Here is a 21,634-nt window from a genome sequence, read left to right as displayed (position 1 = left end):
ACTATGGGGTATTAATCCAGATTTCTCCGGGCTATCCCCCTGTATAGGGTAGGTTGCATACGCGTTACGCACCCGTTCGCCACTCTCAATTACCCGAAAGCAATCTACCGTTCGACTTGCATGTATTAGGCCTGCCGCTAGCGTTCATCCTGAGCCAGGATCAAACTCTCCATTGTAAATTATCATTATTTATACACTGTCAATAAAACCGCACGAAGCAAATCTTATCAACGTCTCCCTGTCTGTTCTCAGGTTACTATTTTTTTCGTCTTACATCACTTCAAAGAACTTAGTACCACGCATTTGTGGTTCTGGTCAGATGCCTCAATCTTTCGATTTCCGCTCCGTTTTTTCCCCTTCCTTGCTGAAGGGAGTGCAAAGGTAAGAGCTTATTTTTAAACCGCAATAACCTTTGTGAAAATAATTCTGAAAGTTTTCGAAGGCTAATCCCTCGATGCTTTATCCCCGCCTCTTCAGATGGGTGCGCAAAGGTAAGAACTCTCTTTTGACTTCCTAGCCCCGCAGCTAAATTAATTTCCTATTCTTTTTTCAAACCCTTTTAGAGCCGATCTCCGCTCCTGCCCTGACACCGTCTGCGTCGTTTGGGAGTGCAAATATCTACCTTTTTTATTTAAGGGCAAGAACCAAGACAAAGAAAATCGAGAAAAATCAGCGTCTTTTTCACAGTCCTTTAATTATCAGGACTTTTGTTTTTTGTAGAGCGGAACTGTACTACAGGGCTCACCATACATAATGGATTTTGCACGGGGCTGTATAAGGGAAATTATTTTGCCATAGGCGAATAGAGGAATCGGAAAATCACTACACCCTTTGACTACAACTGGCCTATCATTGAATGAAGCCAACTCTAATTTCCTCAAACAATCTTCGGAAATCATCACTTCAAGCTCTTTCAGATCCCCAATCGCATAGCCGCGAGCAGAAGGGTCTAGATAAGTCGCTACCAACATAAATGCCCAATTGGGCACAATAGCATCTGCAGTGCAAGTGATCGCCACCCACTTATTTCTATACTGAGTCCAATCAATTTCTTTAAGGGCTGCCCTAAACTCCTTTTCCCTAAGAATTAACTCTTGGAAAAGAAATGGCTTTAGGTCAAAAATCACGCGTTCTTCCTTTGGATAAATTTCCTCCAGATTAACCGTAATAATAGGACTACTAGCTACTCTATTTACTATATCACTCATATCAACAAGGGATTCTTTTTGGATTGAAGGGCTTTAAACTCCTTCAGGTAATTTGGAACGAAATAAGCCAAGTCGGCAAATTCATCCTTTTGAAACTTCTGGTGCGCCAATACCCCAACATAATCTGCTGAGATAGAAACATCCAGAAAAACAGCATTGGGATGCACCAAAACCTCCGATACTTTCTTTACCGCATCTCCTACAAAATATACTTTTCCACTAGAAAGTAATTCTGAATAGGAATTCTCATCGATTATTTCGGAGTCAAGTTTTTCCAAAGATTTCAAGTTATGATCGAACACTTCCCGATATACTTCCATCCGGCGTGCATCTAGCATAGCTACAATCAACCCTGATTCTTCTACCTGCGAACTAGCACCATAAGAAAGTGCTTTCAGAGTGCTGATTGCAATCAAAGGTATATCACCGCCAAATGCCAATCCCTTCGCAACGGAAACTCCAATTCTCAGCCCTGTATAAGACCCAGGCCCCTCAGACACTGCCACAGCAGTTACATCCTCTATCGAAAGCTGGCATTCGTGCAACAGGGAATCAATCATCCCCATTAACTTTTCCGAATGCACACCTGGTACATCCAGCGATTTCTCACCTAATATTTTACCCTCTCGATGCAACGCAACGGAACAAATGGGGGTAGAAGTCTCTATAGAGAGAATAATTGCCATCTGCTTTACTTTGAAGAAGCTGTCAATACTGATTTAACTTTTGCAGGATCTTTGAGAAATTCCCTAGCCAAATCGACCACTTCATCGTCCTGCAATCCGGACTCTATCATTCCTTCTTGGAAATAATATCTTGAAACTATTTCCTGAGATAGTATTTTCTTGATCTCCTCTTTATTAGTCACCAGATCCTGCTCTTTACTATGATTTACTCTTTTTTCTAAAGAATCAATTTGAGCTTTGATCTCATCGTAGTAATCGACTTTCTCCGCATTCTTACGCATATCCTCCACAGATTTCTCCAAAAAAGTGGTGTAATCGTATTCTTTGCCTTCCAGCCAACTCACGAAATCAGCATAATCTGAATCTGATATCTCAAAACTGGCTGGATCAGCAATCTCCTTATGTTCATAGAAATACTTGGTTCCATAATCAAATACATGATTTCTGGCCACTAAACTATAAGATATGGGCGCATAGCTTCTTTGCTCCACCTCTTTATCTGGCTCAATACCCGCCCCATCCAAAACAGTTCTACCATTTTTGGTTTTGAATGCTTTACGCAGGGAATCAGGAACTGTAACCAACTCGTCGTTTTCTCGGCTCTGCAAATAGTCAATCGCCTGAATACACCTACCGCTTGGAATGTAGTATTTGGCAGTAGTAACTTTCATCTGAGCATTATACGTAAGCGGAACGGTGGTTTGTACTAGTCCTTTCCCAAACGATTTCCTGCCAAGCAAAACTGCACGGTCGTAGTCCTGAAGAGTGCCTGCTACAATTTCTGAAGCAGAAGCACTATGCTCATTGAGCAAAACTACCATAGGAATATCTTTATCTACTGGAGTTTTGGTGGTCTTATAAGTGTAATTTACATTTTCGAGCTTGCCGATTGTCTTTACCACCTCTTTTCCTTTTGGGATAAAAAGGTTAACAATCTCAACCGCTTCATTTACCAGTCCACCCGGGTTATCTCTTACGTCTAATACCAAGCGATCAATTCCCTGGCTTTTCAAATCAACCAACGCATTTCTAACTTCTGTAGAAGCATTGGTAGTAAATTCAGCGAGTTTGATATATCCGGTGTGTTCATCCAATTTACCATAATAAGGCACATTCTTGATTGCAATTTTCTTACGAATCACATCAAACTGCAATGTGTCCTGATCTCTTTTCACCACCAAGTGCACAGGAGTATTCGCCGGGCCTTTCAGTAATGCGGAAACATCAGTAGTACCAAGGTTGGTCACGTCCGTGGAATCGATCTTAAGGATGTAATCCGCAATCTTCAAACCAACAGTCTGCGCGGGGAAACCGGTATAAGGCATAATCACCATACTTCCTTCTCCTCTATTGCCTATCACTGCGCCAATTCCCGCATATTCTCCGGTGGTCATCATGCGATAATCCTCAGAATCCTCCTCTGGAACATAAGTAGTATAGGGATCAAGTTCCTCCAACATCGCGTTGATACCAATCGTCACCAACTCATCTGGGTTAATTTCATCTACATAATAGGAATCCAGCTCTCGTATGAGTGTGGCAAAAATGTCAATATTCTTAGCTATGGCGAATAGCTTGTCATTTTTGGCTTTGAATGCAAAAAATCCTGTGAGTACAAAAGCCCCCAAAACGAAGATCAGTAGGGATTTTTTCAATGATTTATTCATCTGTTTAAATTATATTTTTAAAAGGTCGTCACGATAGCTATCCGGAAAATCTCGCATCGATCATGTTTATAAGTGTGACTATTAAATCATTCTAGATTTCATGATGCTTTTCTTGGTTTTCACTTACGATGGAAGCTAGTTTCTTTAAAGCCAGTATGACTTTAATCTGAATTTCCGAAAATTCCATCAAATCGGAACTTACATAAATTAAACCAATGGACATAATCGGTGCTGTGGAAGGAATCAAAGACTTGTTAAGCCTGTAAGCTTCTCTCATTCTTCTTTTTACGAAGTTTCGGCCTACCGCTTTTTTTATCTTCTTCTTCGAAACGGAGAAAAGCACCTGAGAGGTTCCACTCTCCTGGTCCTTTTTAACAAAAAATTGGACTTTGAATGGGTACAAAAAAAAAGAGGAACCTTCGTTAAAAAGTTCCTTGATAAGTTTGTCGGCATGAAGCCGCTCACTTTTTGGGAGTCTGTAATTCATCACAAGGACTATATTCGTACGCGAACATACGAAAATCAGTGCTAAGAATTACTTCTTCAATGTCTTTTCAGAAGAAACAGTAAGCTTGTGTCTTCCTTTTGCTCTTCTAGCTTTCAGTACTCTTCTACCGTTAGCAGAAGACATTCTTTCCTTAAAGCCGTGCTTATTTTTTCTTTTTCTACGAGAAGGTTGAAATGTTCTTTTCATGATCGAATATCTTTATCTAATTGCTTTCTATTTCTTTGTTCCCCAGGATCTACCCTGAAAAGGATTGCAAAGATAAGTACCATTTCTTTAAATACAAACAAGCCTAAAAACATTTGTTTGAATTAATATCACTTACCAATGATCAAATACTTAATTGAATCTGCTAATCCATTATCTCAATTCATACAAATCACCCTATACATTCCTGTCAGGCATCTTTCTCAAGTGAGGCTGCAACTTCCAGCCTGGCGTGCAGGAAGATATCAGCTGGCAAATTACGTCCAAAATATTCGTAATCTAAAAGTTCTGACTCCAGCTGGAGAAGAGATTTCAACTTCAAAGATCACCAAGGACTTGTGGGAATTCAGTCCCGATCATGTGGGTGAGTATCAGGTACACTACGAATATTACTCCGCAAAAATGGATGCCGGTTCTTGTTGGGTGGATGAGGAGCAACTTTATTTGAATTTTGTCAACTGTTGTTTTGAAGTAGAAGGCCGATCTGAAGAGAAAATCCAAGTGGAAATAAACCACTCTGACAACTTTAATTCATGCACTACTTTGTTGACAGAAAACGGTGAGTTCTTTGCTTCAAACTTCCAGCAATTGGCTGACAGTAGTTTTTTAGCTTCGCAAAGCTTAGCACATGTATTATTTCAAGTTGGAAATAACAACTTCCATTTATGGTTTAATGGAGAGATTCACTTTGATTTAGCTGAGTTTAAAGCCGAAGTCCAATCGTTTGCTGAGAAACAAATTGAAGCATTCGGAGAATTCCCTGTGGAAGAATATCATTTCATCTATGAACTACTCCCCTACCCGCATTACCATGGCGTAGAGCATCAGCGGGGAACGGTGATTACTTTTGGCCCTGCGGAAAGCTTAGCAGAGCGCGAACACCTCAATGAGCTCATGGGAGTGAGTTGCCACGAGCTGTACCATGCCTGGAATGTCTGCCAAATCAGACCTGTTGAAATTATGCCATACGATTTTTCGAAGGAAGCCTACCACCAGGCAGGATGGATAGTAGAAGGTATCACTACTTATATGGGGGATATCTTTCTATTGAAATCTGGATATTTCACACTAGCCGAGTATTTCGAAACTTTTGAAAAAATACTAAACAGAGAAGCTGTAAACTTCGGATGGCAAAATCAATCCATCTTGGAATCCAGTTTTGACCTGTGGATCGATGGCTATGTGGCTGGAATTCCTGATAAAAAAGTGAGCATTTACACCCATGGGGCTTTGATTGCATTTTGTCTAGACGCCATGCTCCTCGATGAAAACTCATCTCTACATCTGGTGATGAGGATCCTCTGGAAAAGATTTGGAAAGCCAAAAATGGGATATACTATCGAGGAAGTTTGGGAAGTGGTACTTTCTCAAACAGAACATCCAATTTATTTCAACCAATTTTATGAAGATTTTATAGCGGGAAAAGAAGACATTTTCCCGATCGTGGAAAAGCATCTGAGTTCTTTAGGCTTTGAGCTTAGTGCCAAAGCCAAAGAAGCTCACCTAGCCTCCACGTTTGGTATTATCAAATCAGAAAATGGAGCAATCTCCAAAATCCATCCTGACAGTGAGGCTTTCAAAAAACTAATGGCCGGCGATGTGATCAATTCAGAAGAAATCAAGAATGGTATTCTGAACTTGTCTATTAGTCGATTTGGGAGAAATCAAGAGATCAAATTATCACCTTCTGAGTCGATTCTATTCAAAGATTTTTTCCTGATCGATAAAAAAAATAATCCAAAGCGAGCTGCATGGATTAGTTGATCAAAGAAAAGGGCTGCCTTTTCAGACAGCCCTTCTTACTTTATTTACTCAGAACTTAATTAAACACAGAATCATCCAATTCCTGATTAAATTTTACAGACGTAACTTTTGCCTCTAAGGGCATTGGCATCATGCTATTTTTAATAATCATCGTCATCGGCATCATAAGTCCGTCCACTTCCTGATAATCCTTATACAGGATAGTTCCTGCTACATCGGACATTGTTTGAATTTTAAGGCCTGTGGCAACGCTATAATATTCGACGGTATTTGCGTCTCCTCCGGCTTCAAATGAAAGCTTGTAAGCCTGCTCTCCTTCTACTTCTTCAGTTCCTTCAAATACAACTGCGATACCCAATTCATCCAAGTACAACTCTCGAAAAGCATAGACCTGATTTTTCAATACTGCAGCTACTTGGTCTTCTGTCAAGGCTTGCTCCTGTCCCATTGCGGTCACAGTTCCAGCGCCATCTTTTACGACTGTCTTTGACATCACATTGCCATTTACTTCTGTGACATTCAGTAAGCGCTCATTTTCTTGATCTGTAACACCTGAGATAATCAATTTCATTCCTTGGATCTCAGCTTCCATGTCCATTTGTACGTTACGTACAGCCTTCATCTTAGACTCGCCACCGATTGCTTTAATGTAGTTATCTATCACTTCTTTGACAGAATTCTCCTTATCAACTTTAGATGGAAGTTCTTTTTCTACAGAGCTGGCTTGCGCTGCAATCGGGGCTAGAAGTAGTCCTAATGCTACTATTAACACATTTTTCTTCATAATTACTTAGTTAAAATCCGCTTCAGTTAATTCCGGATTGATTTCAAGATTTGTGATTTTTGCCTCTAGAGGCACAGGTATCATTGCTGATTTGATGGTCTGAGTCATTGGAATCAAGACACCGTTTTTCTCTTGGTAATCACTGTAAAAGGTATCACCTGAAACAGGATTCTCATTCTTGATCTTCAATCCTGACTCTACCGAATAATAGTTTGTCACAGAAGATCCAAGAGGAGTAGCCACGATTACTTTGTATGCCGGAGTTCCTTCTACGTCCTTGATTCCATCCAAAGTCAATGTATAGCCCATGGTTTCAAAATGTAATTCCGGTAAGAAGTAAGTACTCAATTGTGTAGCATCTACTTGCTCGTCTGTCATAGCCATGGATTGTCCTTGGACACTTGCTGTGCCTTTTCCGTCCTTCACTACTGAAGTTTGCATCACATTGCCACCTACGATTGTCTTTTGAGCAAATCTCATATTAGCATCATCGTGTATCAATTGGATAGTTAACTGAGTACCCATCACTTCGGCTACCATTTCTAATTTTGCAGCTTTGATGGCACTTGCTTTAGCCTTTCCACCGATTGCAGCAATGTAGTTTTCAATCACTTTTTCGGAAGTCATATCTGCATCTACAGCAGCCATTTCTTTTGCTGGGAAGCCCATGTTGTCAAACATCATCACTTCACCAAACTGTGCTAATTTATCCTTGATTTCGCTCCCGTTACCCACTGCTGTGATGTAAAGTTTGCTTGGATCTATAAGGTCATCAGCCGTTTTATTAATATCAGCAACGGTCAAAGCATTCATTTTCTGCAAATATGTCTCGTAATAATCTTTTGGAAGATCGTAACGCTCGATGTTCAACGCGAAATTTGCTATGGTAGCTGGGCTTTCCAGAGATCTACCAAATGATCCTGCAAGATTTGCCTTGGCTTTGTCCAATTCTTCCTGAGTCACTCCATTGTCCACTAAGTCGTTGATCTCATAGATAAATTCTACCAACGCCGAATCCGTCACTTCGGTACGAACTGAAGCACTGGCTGAGAATTGGCCGATTAACTTATCTGCTGCAAATGAAGAATAGGCCCCATAAGTGTAGCCTTTATCTTCACGTAGATTCATAAAAAGACGAGAAGAAGAACCTCCACCAAAGATTTGATTCAATACTCTACTTGCGATGTATTCTTCATCTCCCAGAGTCAAATCAATAGGCTGCGCAATGTCAATTACCGTCTGTACTGAGGAACTACGATCTACCAGACCTACGACAGTTTTGTCTAAAGGAGCCGGAGTATCATAGGTAAATTTTGGAACATCACCAGCCTCCCAATCACTGAAGTATTTATTCACTACTTCTTCCGCTTCTGATTTACTCATATCACCTACTATGGCTAGGTAGGCAATATTTGGCTTAAAGTAGGTAGTGTAATACGATTTCACGTCTTCAACTGTAATATTACCTATGGATTCCTCTGTGGTCGATTCTCCATACGGATGATCCTTCCCATACACCATCGCACTGGAAAGTCTTCCTGAAATGGAATTCGGGTCATCCTTGCTGGTAGCCAAACCAGTGAGCGTTTGCTTCTTTAGTTTCTCCAATTCCTCTTCAGGAAATACCGGATTATAAAGCACATCAGCCATTAGGTCAAGGATCTTTCCCTGATGCTTTTTCAAGGAAGAAGCAGACATAGAGGTAGAGGAAACACCGAGGTTTGCACCAATGAAATCAATCTCTTCATCTATCTGATCTTTAGTTCTGGTAGTAGTACCCGCTCTCATCATTTGTCCTACAAAGCCTGTCAAACCAGCCTTTTCGCCTTCGAACAATGGATCTCTTTCCAAAACCAGCGTGAAAGAAACTCTAGGTAGTTTATCATTTTCTACTACAAACACTTTCAGCCCGTTGTCCAAGGTGAAAGTTTCCGCTTCGCCAATTTTAATTACGGGCGCTGGACCGGCTTTTGGAAATTGACTTCTGTCCACTTGAGCAAAGCTCACGACAGATACCAAAAGACTTAAAATAAAAGATATAGCTATTTTCTTCATGTCATTTCAATTTTTAAGGTGAATCTATTCCTGAGCTGCTTCTGGTGACTCCTGAGCTGCCTCAGCTGGCTTTGGTAAATAATACAATACCACACGGCCATCCAGAGTCAAATACTCATTTGCAACCCGCTGTAGATCTGCCTTGGTCACTTGGCTGTAGGCATCCATCACCTTATTTACATAGTCCGCACCGCCAAACATAACGTGCGCTTCAGCCAGGTTTTCTGCTATTCCTGCCATTGAGGAATTACCGCTCACGATGTTATTTTCCATAATATTCTGAAGCTTTTCAAAATCCTGATCCGAGATCCCTTCTTCCTGTACCTGCTTCACCAACTTATCGATTTCTGTTTCCAGATCTTTTGGCTCCACACCCATGTTGGTAATGCCGTACATGATAAAAATACCTCCGTCCTCCAGATCCAGTGGAATAGCTGCAAGTGCAAGTGCCTTCTGCTGCTTATCCACCAACTCCTTAGTCATCAAGGATGAATTGCCGCCTGTGAGGTAAGTAGAAAGCATAGACATCGCATAGGAATCCTTGTCCGCCTTTGGAGGCAGGTTATAGGCCTGAATAACTGCAGGAATCTGAATGTTGTCATAAACCACATCTCTGATTTCAGCAGTTTTCTTTGGTTCTTCGATATCAGGTCTATAGATCTCTTTGGTTCCTTTGGGGATCTCGGAGAAATATTTTTTCACCCACTCTTCGGTCTGCTTGTAATCGATATCACCAGCGATGGTCAAGGTTGCGTTATTTGGCACGTAGAAATCCTTGTAGAATTGCTGGAATTCTTCGATAGAAGCTGCGTTGAGATCATCTAATGAACCAATTGGTGCCCAGCGATACGGGTGTACCGTATAAGCTCTTTTCAACGTTTCAATCAAAATGCTGCCATAAGGTCTATTGTCATAGCTTTGACGCTTTTCCTCTTTTACGACTTCGCGCTGCGTTTCCACACCGGTCTGATCCACTTTGGAGTGAAGCATACGCTCACTTTCCATGTAAAGAGCCAATTCCAACTCGTTGGAAGGCAAAGACTCGTAGTAATAGGTGATATCATTGGAAGTGTAGGCATTCAGCGTACCTCCATGAGACTGTATAATATTCATATATTCCCCACGCTCGATATTCTCCGAGCCTTCAAACATCAGATGCTCAAAGAAGTGTGCAAACCCAGTTCTATCTGGCTGCTCATTCTTAGATCCCACATGATAAAGGACCGAAGTCACCACGATTGGCGTGGTGTTGTCTTGGTGCATGATTACATGCAGTCCATTGTCCAAATCAAATTCCTTGAACTCAATTTTGTTTTGTGCAAAAGCCGGGACACTTAGCATTCCTGCCATTAGCCCCAAAGCAGTAAGTTTTTTCATCATAGTGTGTTGGATTATATCCGCATTAGTTAATCAAATCAGTGTTATTCGAAATGAGTCCTTTTAAAAGCTTAGCTCAACTCTAAAAAAGCCATTCATCACAATTTTACCCTAAAAAAATACTATTAATCGTAATCTAAAAATTTAGGATGAATTATTATTAATAAAAAAGGCCCTGAATGAATAATTTTCAGGGCCTTATTTTATGGGTTTAGCTTCGCTAAAATATCTTTCGCTTCGTGCCATTGAAGTCTTGGTCCAAATTGACTTACAATTTTCGAACTTGCCATGGAAGCAAGTTTTCCGCTCGAAGCATAGCTGTGTCCATTTGTAATGCCATACATAAATGCACCGGCAAACATATCTCCTGCTCCATTGGAATCAATTGCAGTAGTTGAATAAGGTTCTATATCGATGAAGGTATCTCCATCGTAAATCATCGCCCCGTTTTTGCCCTGAGTAATCACAAAATGCTTGGCTACTTTTTTCAACTCTTCACGAGCTTCCAGCAAATTATCTTTTCCTGTGAAAATCATCGCCTCTTCTTCATTGGCAAAAAGCAAATCAACGCTTGCTCCGATCACTTCGGTCATTGGCTCTTTGAAGTATTTTACCATGGCTGGATCAGAAAAGGTCATTGCTACCTTTACTCCATTCTCTTCAGCTACTTTCTTTGCATGCTTCATCGCTTGCTTTCCATTTTCAGAAGTAATCAGGTAACCTTCTATATATAAATACTGAGAATCTTTGATCGCCGCTTCATCTACATCTGCCGTGGAATAGGTCTCGGTGATTCCCAAGAAAGTATTCATCGTACGCTCGGCATCTTCTGTCACCATCACCAGACATTTCCCGGTAATCCCGTCGGCAAGATTGCCTTCATTCAGATTGTGGGAAACTCCCGCATCCTTCATATCATTCATATAGAAGTGGCCAAGCTCATCATTTGCCACTCGGCATGAATAGTAGGATTTCCCTCCAAATTGGCTGATAGCGATCACCGTATTTCCTGCTGACCCGCCACATTGCTTTTTAGCCTGTTCGGTATTGATGACAGCCATCAAAGCATTCTGGCGATCTTCATCCACCAAAGTCATCAATCCCTTTTCAACAGCATTGTCTGTAAAAAACTGGTCGGTTACTTTGAACTCAATATCTACTAAGGCATTACCTATGCCGGTTACGTCGTATTTTTTCATGAAATATATTGTAAAATTGAAATATTTTAAGATTAGAATATTGGGTTTGGGGTTTGACGACACTTCATTATTCGAAATTCAGCATTCTTCATTCGAAATTCAAAAATTAGAAAATTAAGCTAAACACGACTATCAATCTCGTAAATCGTACTTCGTCAATCGAATATGGGGTGTCTCTCAAATGGCTTTTCTCGATCAAATAAGTACCGGTAAGTATGGTGCGTCTTGTAAATATCTGCCAAAAGCTGTTCGCATACGCGCATCATTTTCGGATTGAAATCTCCAATCCAGTTCATCTCGATTGTTTTGTATTGGAAATCAGGCTTACCACTCATCTTGTCGTATGTGATAATCATGGCGCTTTCCACTCCTTTTCCCTGATGCTCCGGCACTACTCCAAACACCAAACCTAGCATTTTGTTAGGCGGAGAAAAGGTTTTGTACCAAAGGAATTTGAGTTTTCCGATCAGATCCATCTTCCCATTCACATGCTTGAAGATCTGATTGATTTCCGGAATTTGAATGAAGAAAGAAACTGGCTCTCCCTTATAAAAGCCAAAGTAAATCAGCTTCTCGTCGATAATAGGCTTCATCTTGGCAAACATCATCTGTGCCTCTTTCAATGCAAGTGATTTTCCCATGTGTCTAGCCCAGGCTTTATTGTACACCGTCATAAAGTACTCAGGAGCTTTGTCCTTCAGCTCTTTTCCTTTCAAGTAGTGGAATTCATAATCAGGATTGTCCATGACGACCTTTGCTCTGGAGATCATTTTTTCATCGAACCCTAAGCCCTGCACATTTCTAGCGTAAGTGAATTGCTTGAAATAAATCTGAAAGCCGTAGTCTTCGAAGAACTTCGGATAATAACTGAAGTTCCAAGGCATATTATAATTCGGCTCGGTAAAGCCATCCACGAGCAAACCCCACCATTTATCGCGCTCCCCAAAGTTGATCGGGCCATCCATGGCTTCCATTCCTTCGCTTTCCAGCCAAGCCTTCGCCGTATCAAAAAGTAAAAATGCCGCATCCTGATCGTCAATGCATTCAAAAAACCCCAAACCTCCGGTCGGTTGCTTTTCCTTCATCTTTGGATTGATGAAAGCAGCTACACGTCCGATGGTTTTGCCTTTGTCATTTTGCAAAAGCCAGCGTTTAGCTTTGGCTCCATTTCGAAATAGCTTATTGGTCTCAGGATGAAAAAGCCCCTCGATATCTGCGTCAAGAGGCCGGATCCAATTCTTTTCATTTTTATATAACCTGACAGCCATCTCAATAAACTCTTTTTGATGGGCTGGCGTGCTGACTTCGATCAATTGCATTCGGGTAATTTTAGAATGCTAAATTAGACAGAAGGCGTGAAAGGGCAAAAGGTGAGTTGGTGATTGATTATGCTGCTTTGAGATAAGTAGCTTTACTTGCAAATATTGTCCTGCTTCCCCTGTAATCCAGCTTGTCATAAGCAAACTTATCAAGTCATCAAATTATCCCATCTAATAAACAAACTTTATTGTTTGATTATCTAATACTTACCCCATTTTCAATTCAACTATTTTTCATTTATGATGACCAAAGCCTTATATTTGGCTCCCTTATAGTCCTTATAACTCATCATTTGATCCTATTATTCAAAATGAAAAAGCGAATCCTTTTTCTTTTCTTTTTTGGCCTAACCTCTATAAATAGCTATTCACAAGGTCTTTCAAATATCCAATTCTCTGTTGGGGTTAATTCTACTCAGCCAAGAATAAACCCGAATGGAATGCTCCTGTTACCAAATTCAGAAACAGGCAATGTGGATTATAGAAACAACTCTGGAGAATCATTTAATTATGGATTACTTCTAAGTTGGCAACTCGCAAAAGATAAGCCTTGGTATATCAAATCAGGTTTATCCTGGACAAATATGAATTTTAGTACCTCCACAACTTACCTAGGCGATAACATGGGGTATTTTGTAAATAATACGCATGAAATAAAGCAAATAGATCTACCAATCTTGGTGGGGTACATGAAAACCTTTTCGAGTTTTCAAATTGGACTTGATGCTGGTTTGATCAAAACCATCTGGCTAGACTCTGAAATCAATCAAAATTCAGAGTTCCAAGTCTCTGGTTCAAATCCAGAATTTGAACAACTATCTATTAATCCTAGTGGTTTTACAGATTTTTCAGATAAATACAGTTTCTATGCTGCTCCAATTGTTCAATGGAATTTTGGGAAAACTTCGGGAATTTCCCTGCAACCTTTTTACAGAATTCAACTTGGGAACAAAAGTGGATTAATATACACGCCAGGTTCAGGTTCAATCAAACAATTCGGGGTTAATCTTGGGTATAATTTTAGATTTTAAAAAATCACTCATAAATATCTCTTCGATGGCCAATTGCAATTACCTCAATCAAAAGAATTTTATCTGCAATCTCATAGATGATTCTATAATCAGCAACGCGAATTCGATACGCTTCTCGACCTTTCAATTTCTTACAACCATTCGGTCTTGGAGTATCAGCCAGATTAAAAATTGCTGATTTCAAAGTTGAAAAATATGGTTCGGGAATCTTAGCTAGAGACTTTATCGCTGATTTCTTAATGGCGATCTGATAAGTCACTATTTTCCTTTTCTAATAGCCTCTATCATTTCAAATGCATCTTCAATCGGAATGGAAGGATCTTCAGAGTTTTTAACCTGATCATAAATACGAACATCCTCCAATTCCTCAAGCATTTCCACCATTGCTTCAAATTCCTTCACTGAAAGAACCACGGAAATTTTATTTCCAACTTGATCAGTAATATATTTTGGATTGATAGTCAGCATGATGAAAGATAAGAATTTTGAAATACTCTAGCTAATACGTTTTTGTAGCTTTTTCTGTTATTTCAATTTCAATCTGCAATTATTCCTCCACATCAGCATACAGGTCAAACTCTGTCGCTTCAGTCACTTTTACATTTACAAAGTCTCCAACTCGGCAGTAGTATTTCGAAGCATCAATCAATACCTCGTTATCCACTTCCACAGAATCATATTCTGTACGTCCTACGAAGTGACCGCCTTCTTTTTTATCAATCAATACTTTGAAAGACTTACCAATTTTCTCCTGATTGAGATCGTAAGAAATCTGCTCCTGAATCTCCATCAAGTTATTCGCTCGTTCCTGCTTCACTTCTTGCGGAATGTTGTCATCCATCGTGTGAGCATGTGTATTTTCCTCATGAGAATAAGTAAACACTCCCAATCGCTCAAACTTCATTCGCTCCACAAAGTCAACCATTTCCTGATATTCCTTCTCTCCTTCTCCTGGATGCCCTGCGATCAGGGTGGTACGGATTGCTATATCCGGTAAAATATCACGGATGCTATGAATTAGATTCTCTTGCTTTTCGCGGGTTGTACCACGACGCATCGCCTTTAACACATCTGTAGATCCGTGCTGTAAAGGAATATCCAGGTAATTACAGATATTCTCACGCTCCTTCATCACTTCTATTACATCCATTGGAAAACCTGTCGGATAAGCATAATGCAAGCGAATCCAGTCGATGCCATTTACATCAGAAAGTCTTCGCATCAATTCTGCAAGGTTACGCTTCTTGTAAATATCAAGTCCGTAATACGTAGAATCCTGAGCGATCAGCAACAATTCCTTTGTTCCGCCGGCAGCTTTATGCTCTGCCTCTTTCACCAATTCTTCAATTGGTCTGGAAATGTGTCCGCCACGCATAATAGGAATAGCGCAGAAAGAGCAAGGTCTATCGCAACCCTCAGAAATTTTCATGTAAGCATAGTGAGAAGAGTGCGTCAACAAACGCTCCCCTACCAACTCATGCTTGTAATCTGCTTTGAATTTCTTCAGAATCGCAGGTAAATCTCTTGTCCCAAAAAATGCATCGACCTGAGGAATTTCCTTTTCCAGATCGTCTTTGTAGCGCTGCGAAAGACATCCTGTCACATAGACTTTATCAACCAAACCTTGCTCTTTGGCATCCACATACTGCAAAATGGTGTCAATTGACTCCTGCTTTGCATTATCGATAAACCCGCAAGTATTGATAATGATGATGTTATTGTCGTCCGTTCCAGACTCATGGCTAGCATTGATGCCATTGCCTCGAAGTTGGGTAAGTAACACCTCCGAATCTACCAGATTCTTGGAGCAACCCATGGTTACAATATTGACTTTGTCTTTTTTTAACGTTCTCGCTTTCACAGTTTTCCTACTTTTTGAGGCTGCAAAGGTAGACAAAAAAGTAGCTTCGCACTTTTTTGAATTTAAAATTTGAGAATTTGAAATTTAAAATGAACTCCAAAGAACATAATTACTACCTCAATAAATTGTAGCTCCTAATATATCATAGCTTTTAAAATAGATTGGATTTGACAAAAATTACAATTACCACTATATTACACCAATAGTATGATGATTGGTGTAAACAGAATTTATTATGGGAACAATACGAAAAACACTCACATTCACAGAGCAGCAGGATAAATGGATAAAATCTCAGATTGAAGCCGGTGAGTTCACCAACGAGTCAGAATACATTAGGCATCTTATCCGCTCTGACCAGGCTCATAATAGCAAATTCATAGAATTAAAGACCGCTATTCAAGCTGGTATAGACTCGGGTATAAGTGAGAGAACTGTTTCAGATATTATGAGGGAAATAGAAGAGCGAATGAAAGCTGATGGGCGCTTATAAATTATCTGAACTTTGTGATAAGGATATAGGTGGGATTTATGAGTATGGCATAGAACAATTTGGTCTAAAACAGGCTAAAGACTACATACTTGGACTACATGCTTCCTTTGAATTACTTGCTAAACAAAATTTCATGGGATTAGATGCAAGTGAATTAATACCAGAACTACGAAGATTTTCCTTCAAGTCTCATATGATTTTGTACTTCACCACAGATTATGGTGCTTTTGTCGTCAGGGTCCTACATCAAAGTATGGATTATCAAAGACACATTTTAAAATGATCATCAGGGAAATGGTGTATTTACCCATTTAATTAAACCTTCGAGGTTCGAGAAACCTCAAAGGTTTACGTCTCAAACGAGGCAATGCAATATTCATAATTTTAAATTTTTCCTTTTAAATTCCCTCAATATCCCGTTATCTCTTTCAGCAACTCAAAAAAACCTTTTTTCCGCTCAGAGTTAATTCCCCAGTCCACGGGCACGCTTTGGTAGCCTTCTTCAAATCCCTCGTCCTTCATTCGATAGTCAAAATATCCCCAAGAAGCATAGGCTGAAACGGCTGCGGTAAAATTGTTTTTTGGCTGATCAAAATTGAAGTGATCATCTTCATTAAATAGGATCGGCATAGGTTTGTAACTGGCTACATTTCTAGTCTTCTCAACCATTTTTACAATTTCATCCGGATCTGAGACTCCATTCCCATGAAGCAACATAAAATCAGATGCCTGAACGACATTTTCTTTTGGGATAGTGCCTCCTCCATAGCTTGTGCTCACCAACAATCTTCTGCCGTCTTTCTGCTTACTTTTCACCAATTCAATCAACTCATGAACCCGCTCGGGCTGAAGAATTTCGTGATCGTAGCGCACATTGCACTCGTTATTCACTTCAATCAGCACATTGGTGTATCCTTTTTCTAAAATCCAATCCACAGCATTGGAAACAGCATTTACTACAGCTTTTTCATTTGCTAAGTGATCATCCTGCCCAAAGTAAAACAACCCTACAATCGGCACCATCCCGATTTCATCAGCTTTATCCAAGATCTTTTCCAGTCTTTTGAAATATTCAGGTTTCAATTCTCCTTCAGATGTATAGGGCGAATTAATCCAAGGTTGACCTTGAGAATACCCAAACGGACTTCCCCCTTGCAGATTAATCGTAAAGGACAACAACCCGTAAGACTTCCAAATCGGCATATTTGCCACAAATTCATCTGTATTTCGATCTGAATCCCACTTCTTGGTGTCTGGATATTTCCAGTTGGAAACGGTCTCAGGGTTCAAATCATCAAAAATCCCCTGCACCATTCTGGAATTCATGAGCAAACCTTCAATAGTATGTCCATTCCAAATTTGACCAGCATAAGTCAACTTTTCATTTATAAGAAATTTATCAGTAGAGATACTGACCACCGTCTTGCGGGCAGTTTGGGAAAATGCGATAACTGCTGAAAAAAGATAAATACAGCATAAAAAGCCGAATAATTTGAATTTCATAAGTACAGGATTTTGGGTCAACGTTATGTTCTCAATTTCCATTTTCTTTTGGACATCAGCCTATTAGTAGCTGATTTTCTTTACTTCTACAGCCAATATTATCTAAAGATCACTTAACAGAACATATTGATAAACTAAGCTTAACTCGCTTCATGAGTAGGAGCAACACCTTTTTTCTACTTTTGAGACGTACAGCAAACTTTTTAACTCCTTGCATTTATTTTTCGCCCCGATTCACATCGGGGCCTTTTTGCAGGGCGCCTATCCCTTTGCCTTTTTACTTGCTTCCTGTAACTTAGAATGGAAATCACCCATCTATGGAAACCACCGCCCAAGCTCTAGCTTTCGATCGTAAAAATCTTTCTGACCAAACACTGCTTGAGCTCTATGAATCGCTCATCGTGCCGCGAAGAATCGAGGAGAAAATGTTGATTTTGCTTCGCCAAGGAAAAATATCCAAATGGTTTAGTGGCTGGGGACAAGAAGCAATTTCCATAGGAGTGGTAAACGCACTTCAAGCAGATGAATTCATACTCCCTATGCATAGAAATCTGGGGATTTTCACTGGGAGAAATATGCCATTGGATCGACTTTTTGCACAGTTTCAAGGCAAACTATCAGGCTTCACCAAAGGTCGCGACCGCTCTTTTCACTTTGGCTCGATAGAACATCACGTCGTGGGAATGATCTCACATCTCGGTCCTCAATTGGCCATAGCGGACGGAATCGCTTTGGCAGATAAACTTTCTCAGGAAAAGAAAGTGACCGTCGTATTTTCCGGAGACGGGGCAAGTTCGGAAGGTGACTTTCACGAGGGATTGAATGTGGCAGCAGTCTGGAAATTGCCTGTGATCTTTGTGGTGGAGCATAATGGCTACGGACTTTCCACCCCTAGCGAAGAACAATTTGCTTTCAAAAACTTCACTGATAAAGGCCCAGGATATGGAATGGAAACGCTTCGAATCCAAGGAAATAACGTGCTGGAAGTCTATACTGCAATCAAAACTCTCGCTGAAGATATCCGCCAAAACCCACGCCCAATTCTAGTAGAAGCCATCACCTTTAGAATGCGTGGTCATGAGGAGGCTTCTGGGACTAAGTACGTTCCAAAACAGCTGATGGAAGATTGGAGCAGATTGGATCCTGTAGAAAATTATGAGCGCTACTTGGAAGAAATCGGGATTTTGGACGAGAAAGCAAAAGAACGTATTAATAAAAAAGTCAAAAAAGCGATAAACGATGGACTCGATGTAGCCTTTGCCGAGGAAGCCATTTCACCAAACTTAGAAACGGAGCTAACGGATGTCTATGCCCCCTTCGCTCAGGAAGTCATTTCCGCTTCGGAAAATAGCCCCATGTCCGAAAAGCGACTAGTTGATGCGATTTCAGATGGCCTGCGACAATCCATGGAAAAGTACCCAAACCTGATTCTCATGGGACAGGATATCGGAGAATACGGAGGTGTATTCAAAATCACGGATGGCTTCAAAGCTCAATTTGGAGCAGACCGAGTCCGTAATACACCACTATGCGAAAGTGCAATTATTGGTGCTGGTCTGGGACTTTCCATCAAAGGCTACAAAGCAATGGTGGAAATGCAATTCGCAGATTTTGTTTCCGTAGGTTTCAATCAAATTGTAAACAATCTTGCCAAAATCCATTATCGCTGGGGACAGCAAGCAGACGTAGTGATCCGCATGCCGACTGGCGCAGGAATGGCTGCCGGACCATTTCATTCCCAGTCCAACGAAGCATGGTTTTTCCATACTCCAGGTTTGAAAATCGTCTATCCATCCAACCCATATGATGCTAAAGGTTTGCTCAACGCAGCTATTGAAGACCCAAATCCCTACCTCTATTTTGAGCATAAAGGAATGTATCGCTCGATTTCTTCGGAAATCCCTGATGCTTATTATACTGTAGAAATAGGAAAAGCTGCACTTGCTCGAGAAGGAAATCAAGTGTCGATTATTACCTACGGAATGGGAGTTCACTGGGCACTAAAAGCGGTGGAAGAATTGGGGATATCGGCTGACATTCTTGATCTGCGCACGCTTTTGCCTTGGGATAAAGAAGCTATCAAAGCCACCGTAAAGAAAACAGGCAAAGTGATTTTCCTTCAAGAAGATTGCCTTAATGGGGGTATTGGAGCTGAGATCTGCGCCTGGATCTCGGAGCATTGTTTCGAATACTTGGATGCTCCAGTCATGCGGGAAGGAAGTTTGGATACTCCAGTTCCTTTTGCTCCAAATCTCGAAAAACAGTTTCTACCCGTAGAGAGGTTTACAAAGAAATTAAAACTGTTATCCGAATTCTAGATAAAACGCCAACATGTCATCAGCTGACTTAGTAAAATAGGCTGTTTTGCTACACAAAAAGTCCCCCTTTCATTCCAAAATCTACTCAAAACCTACCGAAATCTTTCTTCCACTTTTAAAGTGAAGCAAAAATCATTAATTTTTTACCCTAATTAAACTTCAAAAAGTAAGGAAGGGACTTGCAAAAATCTACGCTGTCCCAATTCCTTTTCAACTTCTTAAAAACACAACCCCATTTTTAACTAGTTCTATTATGACAAAAAACTACTTTCCTACTCTTGCAGTTTTGCTTTTCATAGCCTCTGTGACTGGCACTTCTGCTCAAAGCTTCATTGGCAGTACTGTTGATAATTATGCTGGAATTCAATCCGTACTGATCAATCCGGCCAATGTCGCTGACTCTAGAATGAGGCTCGACATCAATCTAATTTCCGTCAGTACATTTGTCGGGAACGACTTCATCAGTATTGATCTCAGTGATATCAGCAGCTTTGAGGATGGCTTTGATTTTGACACAGACGCCGAAACAAACCCGATGGACAACAATAATTTCTTTGGAAATGTGGACGTACTTGGTCCATCAGCACTTTTCAACCTCAATGAAAAAAGCAGTATCGCACTTACTACCCGAGCACGCGCGTTTTTCAATATTCACAATATTGGTGGAGAGCTTTACGAAGTAGTAAACAGCGATGAAGATGTAGATAATTTCAACCTTTCTATGAATGACTTGTCTGGAGTTGTACATGGTTGGGCTGAATTCGGAGTCACTTATGGTCGAGTGGTTTTAGAGAAAGACAATCATTTTTTAAAAGCTGGAGCTACACTGAAATATCTAGCAGGTGCCGGAGGAGTATTTGGTTTAAGCCCTATGCTAACAGCCAATTATACCTCCAACAATGAGATGCTTACTACAACCGGTAACCTAAATTATGGCTACACTCCAGGTTTTGATGCTGAGGAAATCAGCTTTTCGGACATTTCAGGAGGTTTTGGCGCTGATTTGGGGGTAGTTTATGAATGGAGAGATGCTGACAACTGGGATGAAAATCCTTACAAACTACGAGTGGGACTATCGGTGACAGATATAGGAGCCATCAACTACAGCGGGACGAGTAATTATCGCTATGACATGAATGCGACCATTGATGCAAATGAATTTGATGAAAAGGATTTAGATGAGGTTCTGGAGGATAATTATAACGGTACCGAGACCGTTGAAAATACAAAATTTGGCCTACCAACAGCCATTCAGATATTTGCAGATTACAGCATTACCAATAGATTTTTTGTAAGTGCTCAAGGAGCTATTTCTGTCAAAAAAGTATCTGACATCCCTGTCAGCAATATTATCAATATTTTTTCCGTGACTCCAAGATTTGAGATGAGATGGATAAGCGTTTACAGCCCTATCAGCTTAAGGCAATACGATTCTAGTGTGGCTTGGGGGTTTGGTTTAAGAGCCGGGCCTTTAACAATAGGCTCTGGATCGATTCTGACAAACCTAATCTCCAGTTCTTCCAAAAGTGTAGATGCATATGTAGGGTTAAAAATTCCTCTTTATAAAGTAACAGGCTATTGATACAAAAGGTCAGGGGTTTTAAAATTCCTGACCTTTTTTCTTATGCCGTGTTATGTCATTTCAGTGATTGAGACA

Annotated in this window: 20 protein-coding genes and 1 rRNA gene; 6 read left to right on the top strand and 15 right to left on the bottom strand. The window is 40.4% G+C overall.

Annotated elements, in window-relative coordinates:
• From BM386_RS22535 to rpmH, 6 genes are all read right to left on the bottom strand, one after another.
• Window positions 1–176, bottom strand: a 16S ribosomal RNA gene (locus BM386_RS22535); the annotation flags it as partial.
• 522 nt (window positions 177–698) lie between these two features.
• The gene (locus BM386_RS22530; protein ID WP_091698293.1) at window positions 699–1,208 is read right to left on the bottom strand and encodes a DUF2480 family protein; all 510 of its coding nucleotides are present in this window, start codon (window positions 1,206–1,208) and stop codon (window positions 699–701) included.
• Complete coding sequence (gene tsaB, locus BM386_RS22525; protein ID WP_091698292.1) at window positions 1,205–1,894, bottom strand: tRNA (adenosine(37)-N6)-threonylcarbamoyltransferase complex dimerization subunit type 1 TsaB; 690 nt, start codon at window positions 1,892–1,894, stop codon at window positions 1,205–1,207. Before tsaB ends, BM386_RS22530 begins: the two co-directional genes overlap by 4 nt.
• Window positions 1,895–1,899: 5 nt before the next feature.
• Window positions 1,900–3,561 carry a S41 family peptidase gene (locus tag BM386_RS22520; RefSeq protein WP_091698291.1) on the bottom strand — a complete coding sequence of 554 codons (1,662 nt, stop codon included), beginning with the start codon at window positions 3,559–3,561 and terminating at the stop codon, window positions 1,900–1,902.
• 91 nt (window positions 3,562–3,652) lie between these two features.
• Window positions 3,653–4,048, bottom strand: coding sequence for a ribonuclease P protein component (gene rnpA / locus BM386_RS22515; RefSeq protein ID WP_091698289.1), 396 nt, complete (start codon window positions 4,046–4,048; stop codon window positions 3,653–3,655).
• Window positions 4,049–4,096: 48 nt separating this feature from the next.
• A complete protein-coding gene (rpmH, locus tag BM386_RS22510) occupies window positions 4,097–4,255 on the bottom strand; it encodes a 50S ribosomal protein L34 (RefSeq protein WP_091698287.1) in 159 nt (52 codons plus the stop codon).
• Window positions 4,256–4,393: 138 nt separating this feature from the next.
• Here rpmH and BM386_RS22505 point away from each other — a divergent pair, with 138 nt between their 5' ends.
• A complete protein-coding gene (locus tag BM386_RS22505; RefSeq protein WP_091698285.1) occupies window positions 4,394–6,037 on the top strand; it encodes a M61 family metallopeptidase in 1,644 nt (547 codons plus the stop codon).
• Between the two features lie 55 nt (window positions 6,038–6,092).
• Here BM386_RS22505 and BM386_RS22500 read toward each other — a convergent pair whose 3' ends face one another.
• The 5 genes from BM386_RS22500 to BM386_RS22480 all read right to left on the bottom strand — a co-directional run bounded on the left by BM386_RS22500 (window position 6,093) and on the right by BM386_RS22480 (window position 12,771).
• The gene (locus tag BM386_RS22500) at window positions 6,093–6,821 is read right to left on the bottom strand and encodes a LolA-like protein (protein WP_091698283.1); all 729 of its coding nucleotides are present in this window, start codon (window positions 6,819–6,821) and stop codon (window positions 6,093–6,095) included.
• Window positions 6,822–6,827: 6 nt separating this feature from the next.
• On the bottom strand, window positions 6,828–8,876 hold the full coding sequence (locus BM386_RS22495; protein ID WP_091698281.1) for a M16 family metallopeptidase: 2,049 nt from the start codon (window positions 8,874–8,876) through the stop codon (window positions 6,828–6,830).
• A gap of 24 nt (window positions 8,877–8,900) precedes the next feature.
• Window positions 8,901–10,253, bottom strand: a complete 1,353-nt coding sequence (locus BM386_RS22490; protein WP_091698305.1) for a M16 family metallopeptidase — start codon at window positions 10,251–10,253, stop codon at window positions 8,901–8,903.
• Between the two features lie 203 nt (window positions 10,254–10,456).
• A complete protein-coding gene (locus tag BM386_RS22485) occupies window positions 10,457–11,452 on the bottom strand; it encodes an adenosine kinase (RefSeq protein ID WP_091698279.1) in 996 nt (331 codons plus the stop codon).
• Between the two features lie 155 nt (window positions 11,453–11,607).
• A complete protein-coding gene (locus BM386_RS22480) occupies window positions 11,608–12,771 on the bottom strand; it encodes a hypothetical protein (protein WP_091698277.1) in 1,164 nt (387 codons plus the stop codon).
• A 440-nt stretch (window positions 12,772–13,211) separates the two neighbouring features.
• On the opposite strand from BM386_RS22480, the gene BM386_RS22475 reads away from it, so the two are divergent.
• Window positions 13,212–13,802 (top strand): thiamine pyrophosphate-dependent enzyme, encoded by a 591-nt coding sequence (locus tag BM386_RS22475; RefSeq protein ID WP_139235970.1) that lies wholly within the window; start codon window positions 13,212–13,214, stop codon window positions 13,800–13,802.
• Between the two features lie 4 nt (window positions 13,803–13,806).
• Here BM386_RS22475 and BM386_RS22470 read toward each other — a convergent pair whose 3' ends face one another.
• The 3 genes from BM386_RS22470 to rimO form a co-directional block, all read right to left on the bottom strand.
• A complete protein-coding gene (locus BM386_RS22470; protein ID WP_280141030.1) occupies window positions 13,807–14,061 on the bottom strand; it encodes a type II toxin-antitoxin system RelE family toxin in 255 nt (84 codons plus the stop codon).
• Window positions 14,061–14,270: a hypothetical protein gene (locus tag BM386_RS22465; protein WP_091698273.1), complete on the bottom strand. Its 210-nt coding sequence runs from the start codon at window positions 14,268–14,270 to the stop codon at window positions 14,061–14,063. Before BM386_RS22465 ends, BM386_RS22470 begins: the two co-directional genes overlap by 1 nt.
• A gap of 79 nt (window positions 14,271–14,349) precedes the next feature.
• Window positions 14,350–15,663 carry a 30S ribosomal protein S12 methylthiotransferase RimO gene (gene rimO, locus BM386_RS22460; RefSeq protein ID WP_091698303.1) on the bottom strand — a complete coding sequence of 438 codons (1,314 nt, stop codon included), beginning with the start codon at window positions 15,661–15,663 and terminating at the stop codon, window positions 14,350–14,352.
• Window positions 15,664–15,898: 235 nt separating this feature from the next.
• Between rimO and BM386_RS22455 the strand changes: the two genes are divergently transcribed.
• Together BM386_RS22455 and BM386_RS22450 are read left to right on the top strand one after the other, a co-directional pair.
• The gene (locus BM386_RS22455; RefSeq protein WP_091698271.1) at window positions 15,899–16,156 is read left to right on the top strand and encodes a type II toxin-antitoxin system ParD family antitoxin; all 258 of its coding nucleotides are present in this window, start codon (window positions 15,899–15,901) and stop codon (window positions 16,154–16,156) included.
• Window positions 16,143–16,439 carry a type II toxin-antitoxin system RelE/ParE family toxin gene (locus tag BM386_RS22450; RefSeq protein WP_091698270.1) on the top strand — a complete coding sequence of 99 codons (297 nt, stop codon included), beginning with the start codon at window positions 16,143–16,145 and terminating at the stop codon, window positions 16,437–16,439. Before BM386_RS22455 ends, BM386_RS22450 begins: the two co-directional genes overlap by 14 nt.
• Window positions 16,440–16,564: 125 nt before the next feature.
• On the opposite strand, the gene BM386_RS22445 is transcribed toward BM386_RS22450, so the two are convergent.
• Window positions 16,565–17,659 (bottom strand): hypothetical protein, encoded by a 1,095-nt coding sequence (locus BM386_RS22445; RefSeq protein ID WP_211482944.1) that lies wholly within the window; start codon window positions 17,657–17,659, stop codon window positions 16,565–16,567.
• A 317-nt stretch (window positions 17,660–17,976) separates the two neighbouring features.
• Here BM386_RS22445 and BM386_RS22440 point away from each other — a divergent pair, with 317 nt between their 5' ends.
• Together BM386_RS22440 and BM386_RS22435 are read left to right on the top strand one after the other, a co-directional pair.
• Window positions 17,977–19,977, top strand: coding sequence for an alpha-ketoacid dehydrogenase subunit alpha/beta (locus tag BM386_RS22440; protein WP_091698268.1), 2,001 nt, complete (start codon window positions 17,977–17,979; stop codon window positions 19,975–19,977).
• Between the two features lie 253 nt (window positions 19,978–20,230).
• Window positions 20,231–21,559 (top strand): DUF5723 family protein, encoded by a 1,329-nt coding sequence (locus BM386_RS22435; RefSeq protein WP_091698266.1) that lies wholly within the window; start codon window positions 20,231–20,233, stop codon window positions 21,557–21,559.
• Window positions 21,560–21,634 lie beyond the last annotated feature (75 nt).

Source organism: Algoriphagus locisalis, from assembly GCF_900116615.1.
In the GTDB taxonomy this organism is placed as follows: Bacteria; Bacteroidota; Bacteroidia; order Cytophagales; family Cyclobacteriaceae; genus Algoriphagus; species Algoriphagus locisalis.
The sequence above is the reverse complement of the archived record's forward strand: the minus strand, read 5'-3'. Positions and strand labels throughout refer to the sequence as shown.

What these genes read in the sequence shown, in the direction of transcription:
- BM386_RS22505 (WP_091698285.1), top strand. Translation starts at nt 4,394, where the DNA reads ATGATCAAATACTTAATTGAATCTGCTAATCCATTATCTCAATTCATA.
- BM386_RS22440 (WP_091698268.1), top strand. Translation starts at nt 17,977, where the DNA reads ATGGAAACCACCGCCCAAGCTCTAGCTTTCGATCGTAAAAATCTTTCT.
- BM386_RS22475 (WP_139235970.1), top strand. Translation starts at nt 13,212, where the DNA reads ATGCTCCTGTTACCAAATTCAGAAACAGGCAATGTGGATTATAGAAAC.
- BM386_RS22480 (WP_091698277.1), bottom strand. Translation starts at nt 12,771, where the DNA reads ATGCAATTGATCGAAGTCAGCACGCCAGCCCATCAAAAAGAGTTTATT.
- BM386_RS22465 (WP_091698273.1), bottom strand. Translation starts at nt 14,270, where the DNA reads ATGCTGACTATCAATCCAAAATATATTACTGATCAAGTTGGAAATAAA.
- tsaB (WP_091698292.1), bottom strand. Translation starts at nt 1,894, where the DNA reads ATGGCAATTATTCTCTCTATAGAGACTTCTACCCCCATTTGTTCCGTT.
- BM386_RS22485 (WP_091698279.1), bottom strand. Translation starts at nt 11,452, where the DNA reads ATGAAAAAATACGACGTAACCGGCATAGGTAATGCCTTAGTAGATATT.
- BM386_RS22435 (WP_091698266.1), top strand. Translation starts at nt 20,231, where the DNA reads ATGACAAAAAACTACTTTCCTACTCTTGCAGTTTTGCTTTTCATAGCC.
- BM386_RS22520 (WP_091698291.1), bottom strand. Translation starts at nt 3,561, where the DNA reads ATGAATAAATCATTGAAAAAATCCCTACTGATCTTCGTTTTGGGGGCT.
- BM386_RS22530 (WP_091698293.1), bottom strand. Translation starts at nt 1,208, where the DNA reads ATGAGTGATATAGTAAATAGAGTAGCTAGTAGTCCTATTATTACGGTT.
- rnpA (WP_091698289.1), bottom strand. Translation starts at nt 4,048, where the DNA reads ATGAATTACAGACTCCCAAAAAGTGAGCGGCTTCATGCCGACAAACTT.
- BM386_RS22500 (WP_091698283.1), bottom strand. Translation starts at nt 6,821, where the DNA reads ATGAAGAAAAATGTGTTAATAGTAGCATTAGGACTACTTCTAGCCCCG.
- rpmH (WP_091698287.1), bottom strand. Translation starts at nt 4,255, where the DNA reads ATGAAAAGAACATTTCAACCTTCTCGTAGAAAAAGAAAAAATAAGCAC.
- BM386_RS22445 (WP_211482944.1), bottom strand. Translation starts at nt 17,659, where the DNA reads ATGAAATTCAAATTATTCGGCTTTTTATGCTGTATTTATCTTTTTTCA.
- BM386_RS22495 (WP_091698281.1), bottom strand. Translation starts at nt 8,876, where the DNA reads ATGAAGAAAATAGCTATATCTTTTATTTTAAGTCTTTTGGTATCTGTC.
- BM386_RS22490 (WP_091698305.1), bottom strand. Translation starts at nt 10,253, where the DNA reads ATGAAAAAACTTACTGCTTTGGGGCTAATGGCAGGAATGCTAAGTGTC.
- BM386_RS22450 (WP_091698270.1), top strand. Translation starts at nt 16,143, where the DNA reads ATGGGCGCTTATAAATTATCTGAACTTTGTGATAAGGATATAGGTGGG.
- BM386_RS22455 (WP_091698271.1), top strand. Translation starts at nt 15,899, where the DNA reads ATGGGAACAATACGAAAAACACTCACATTCACAGAGCAGCAGGATAAA.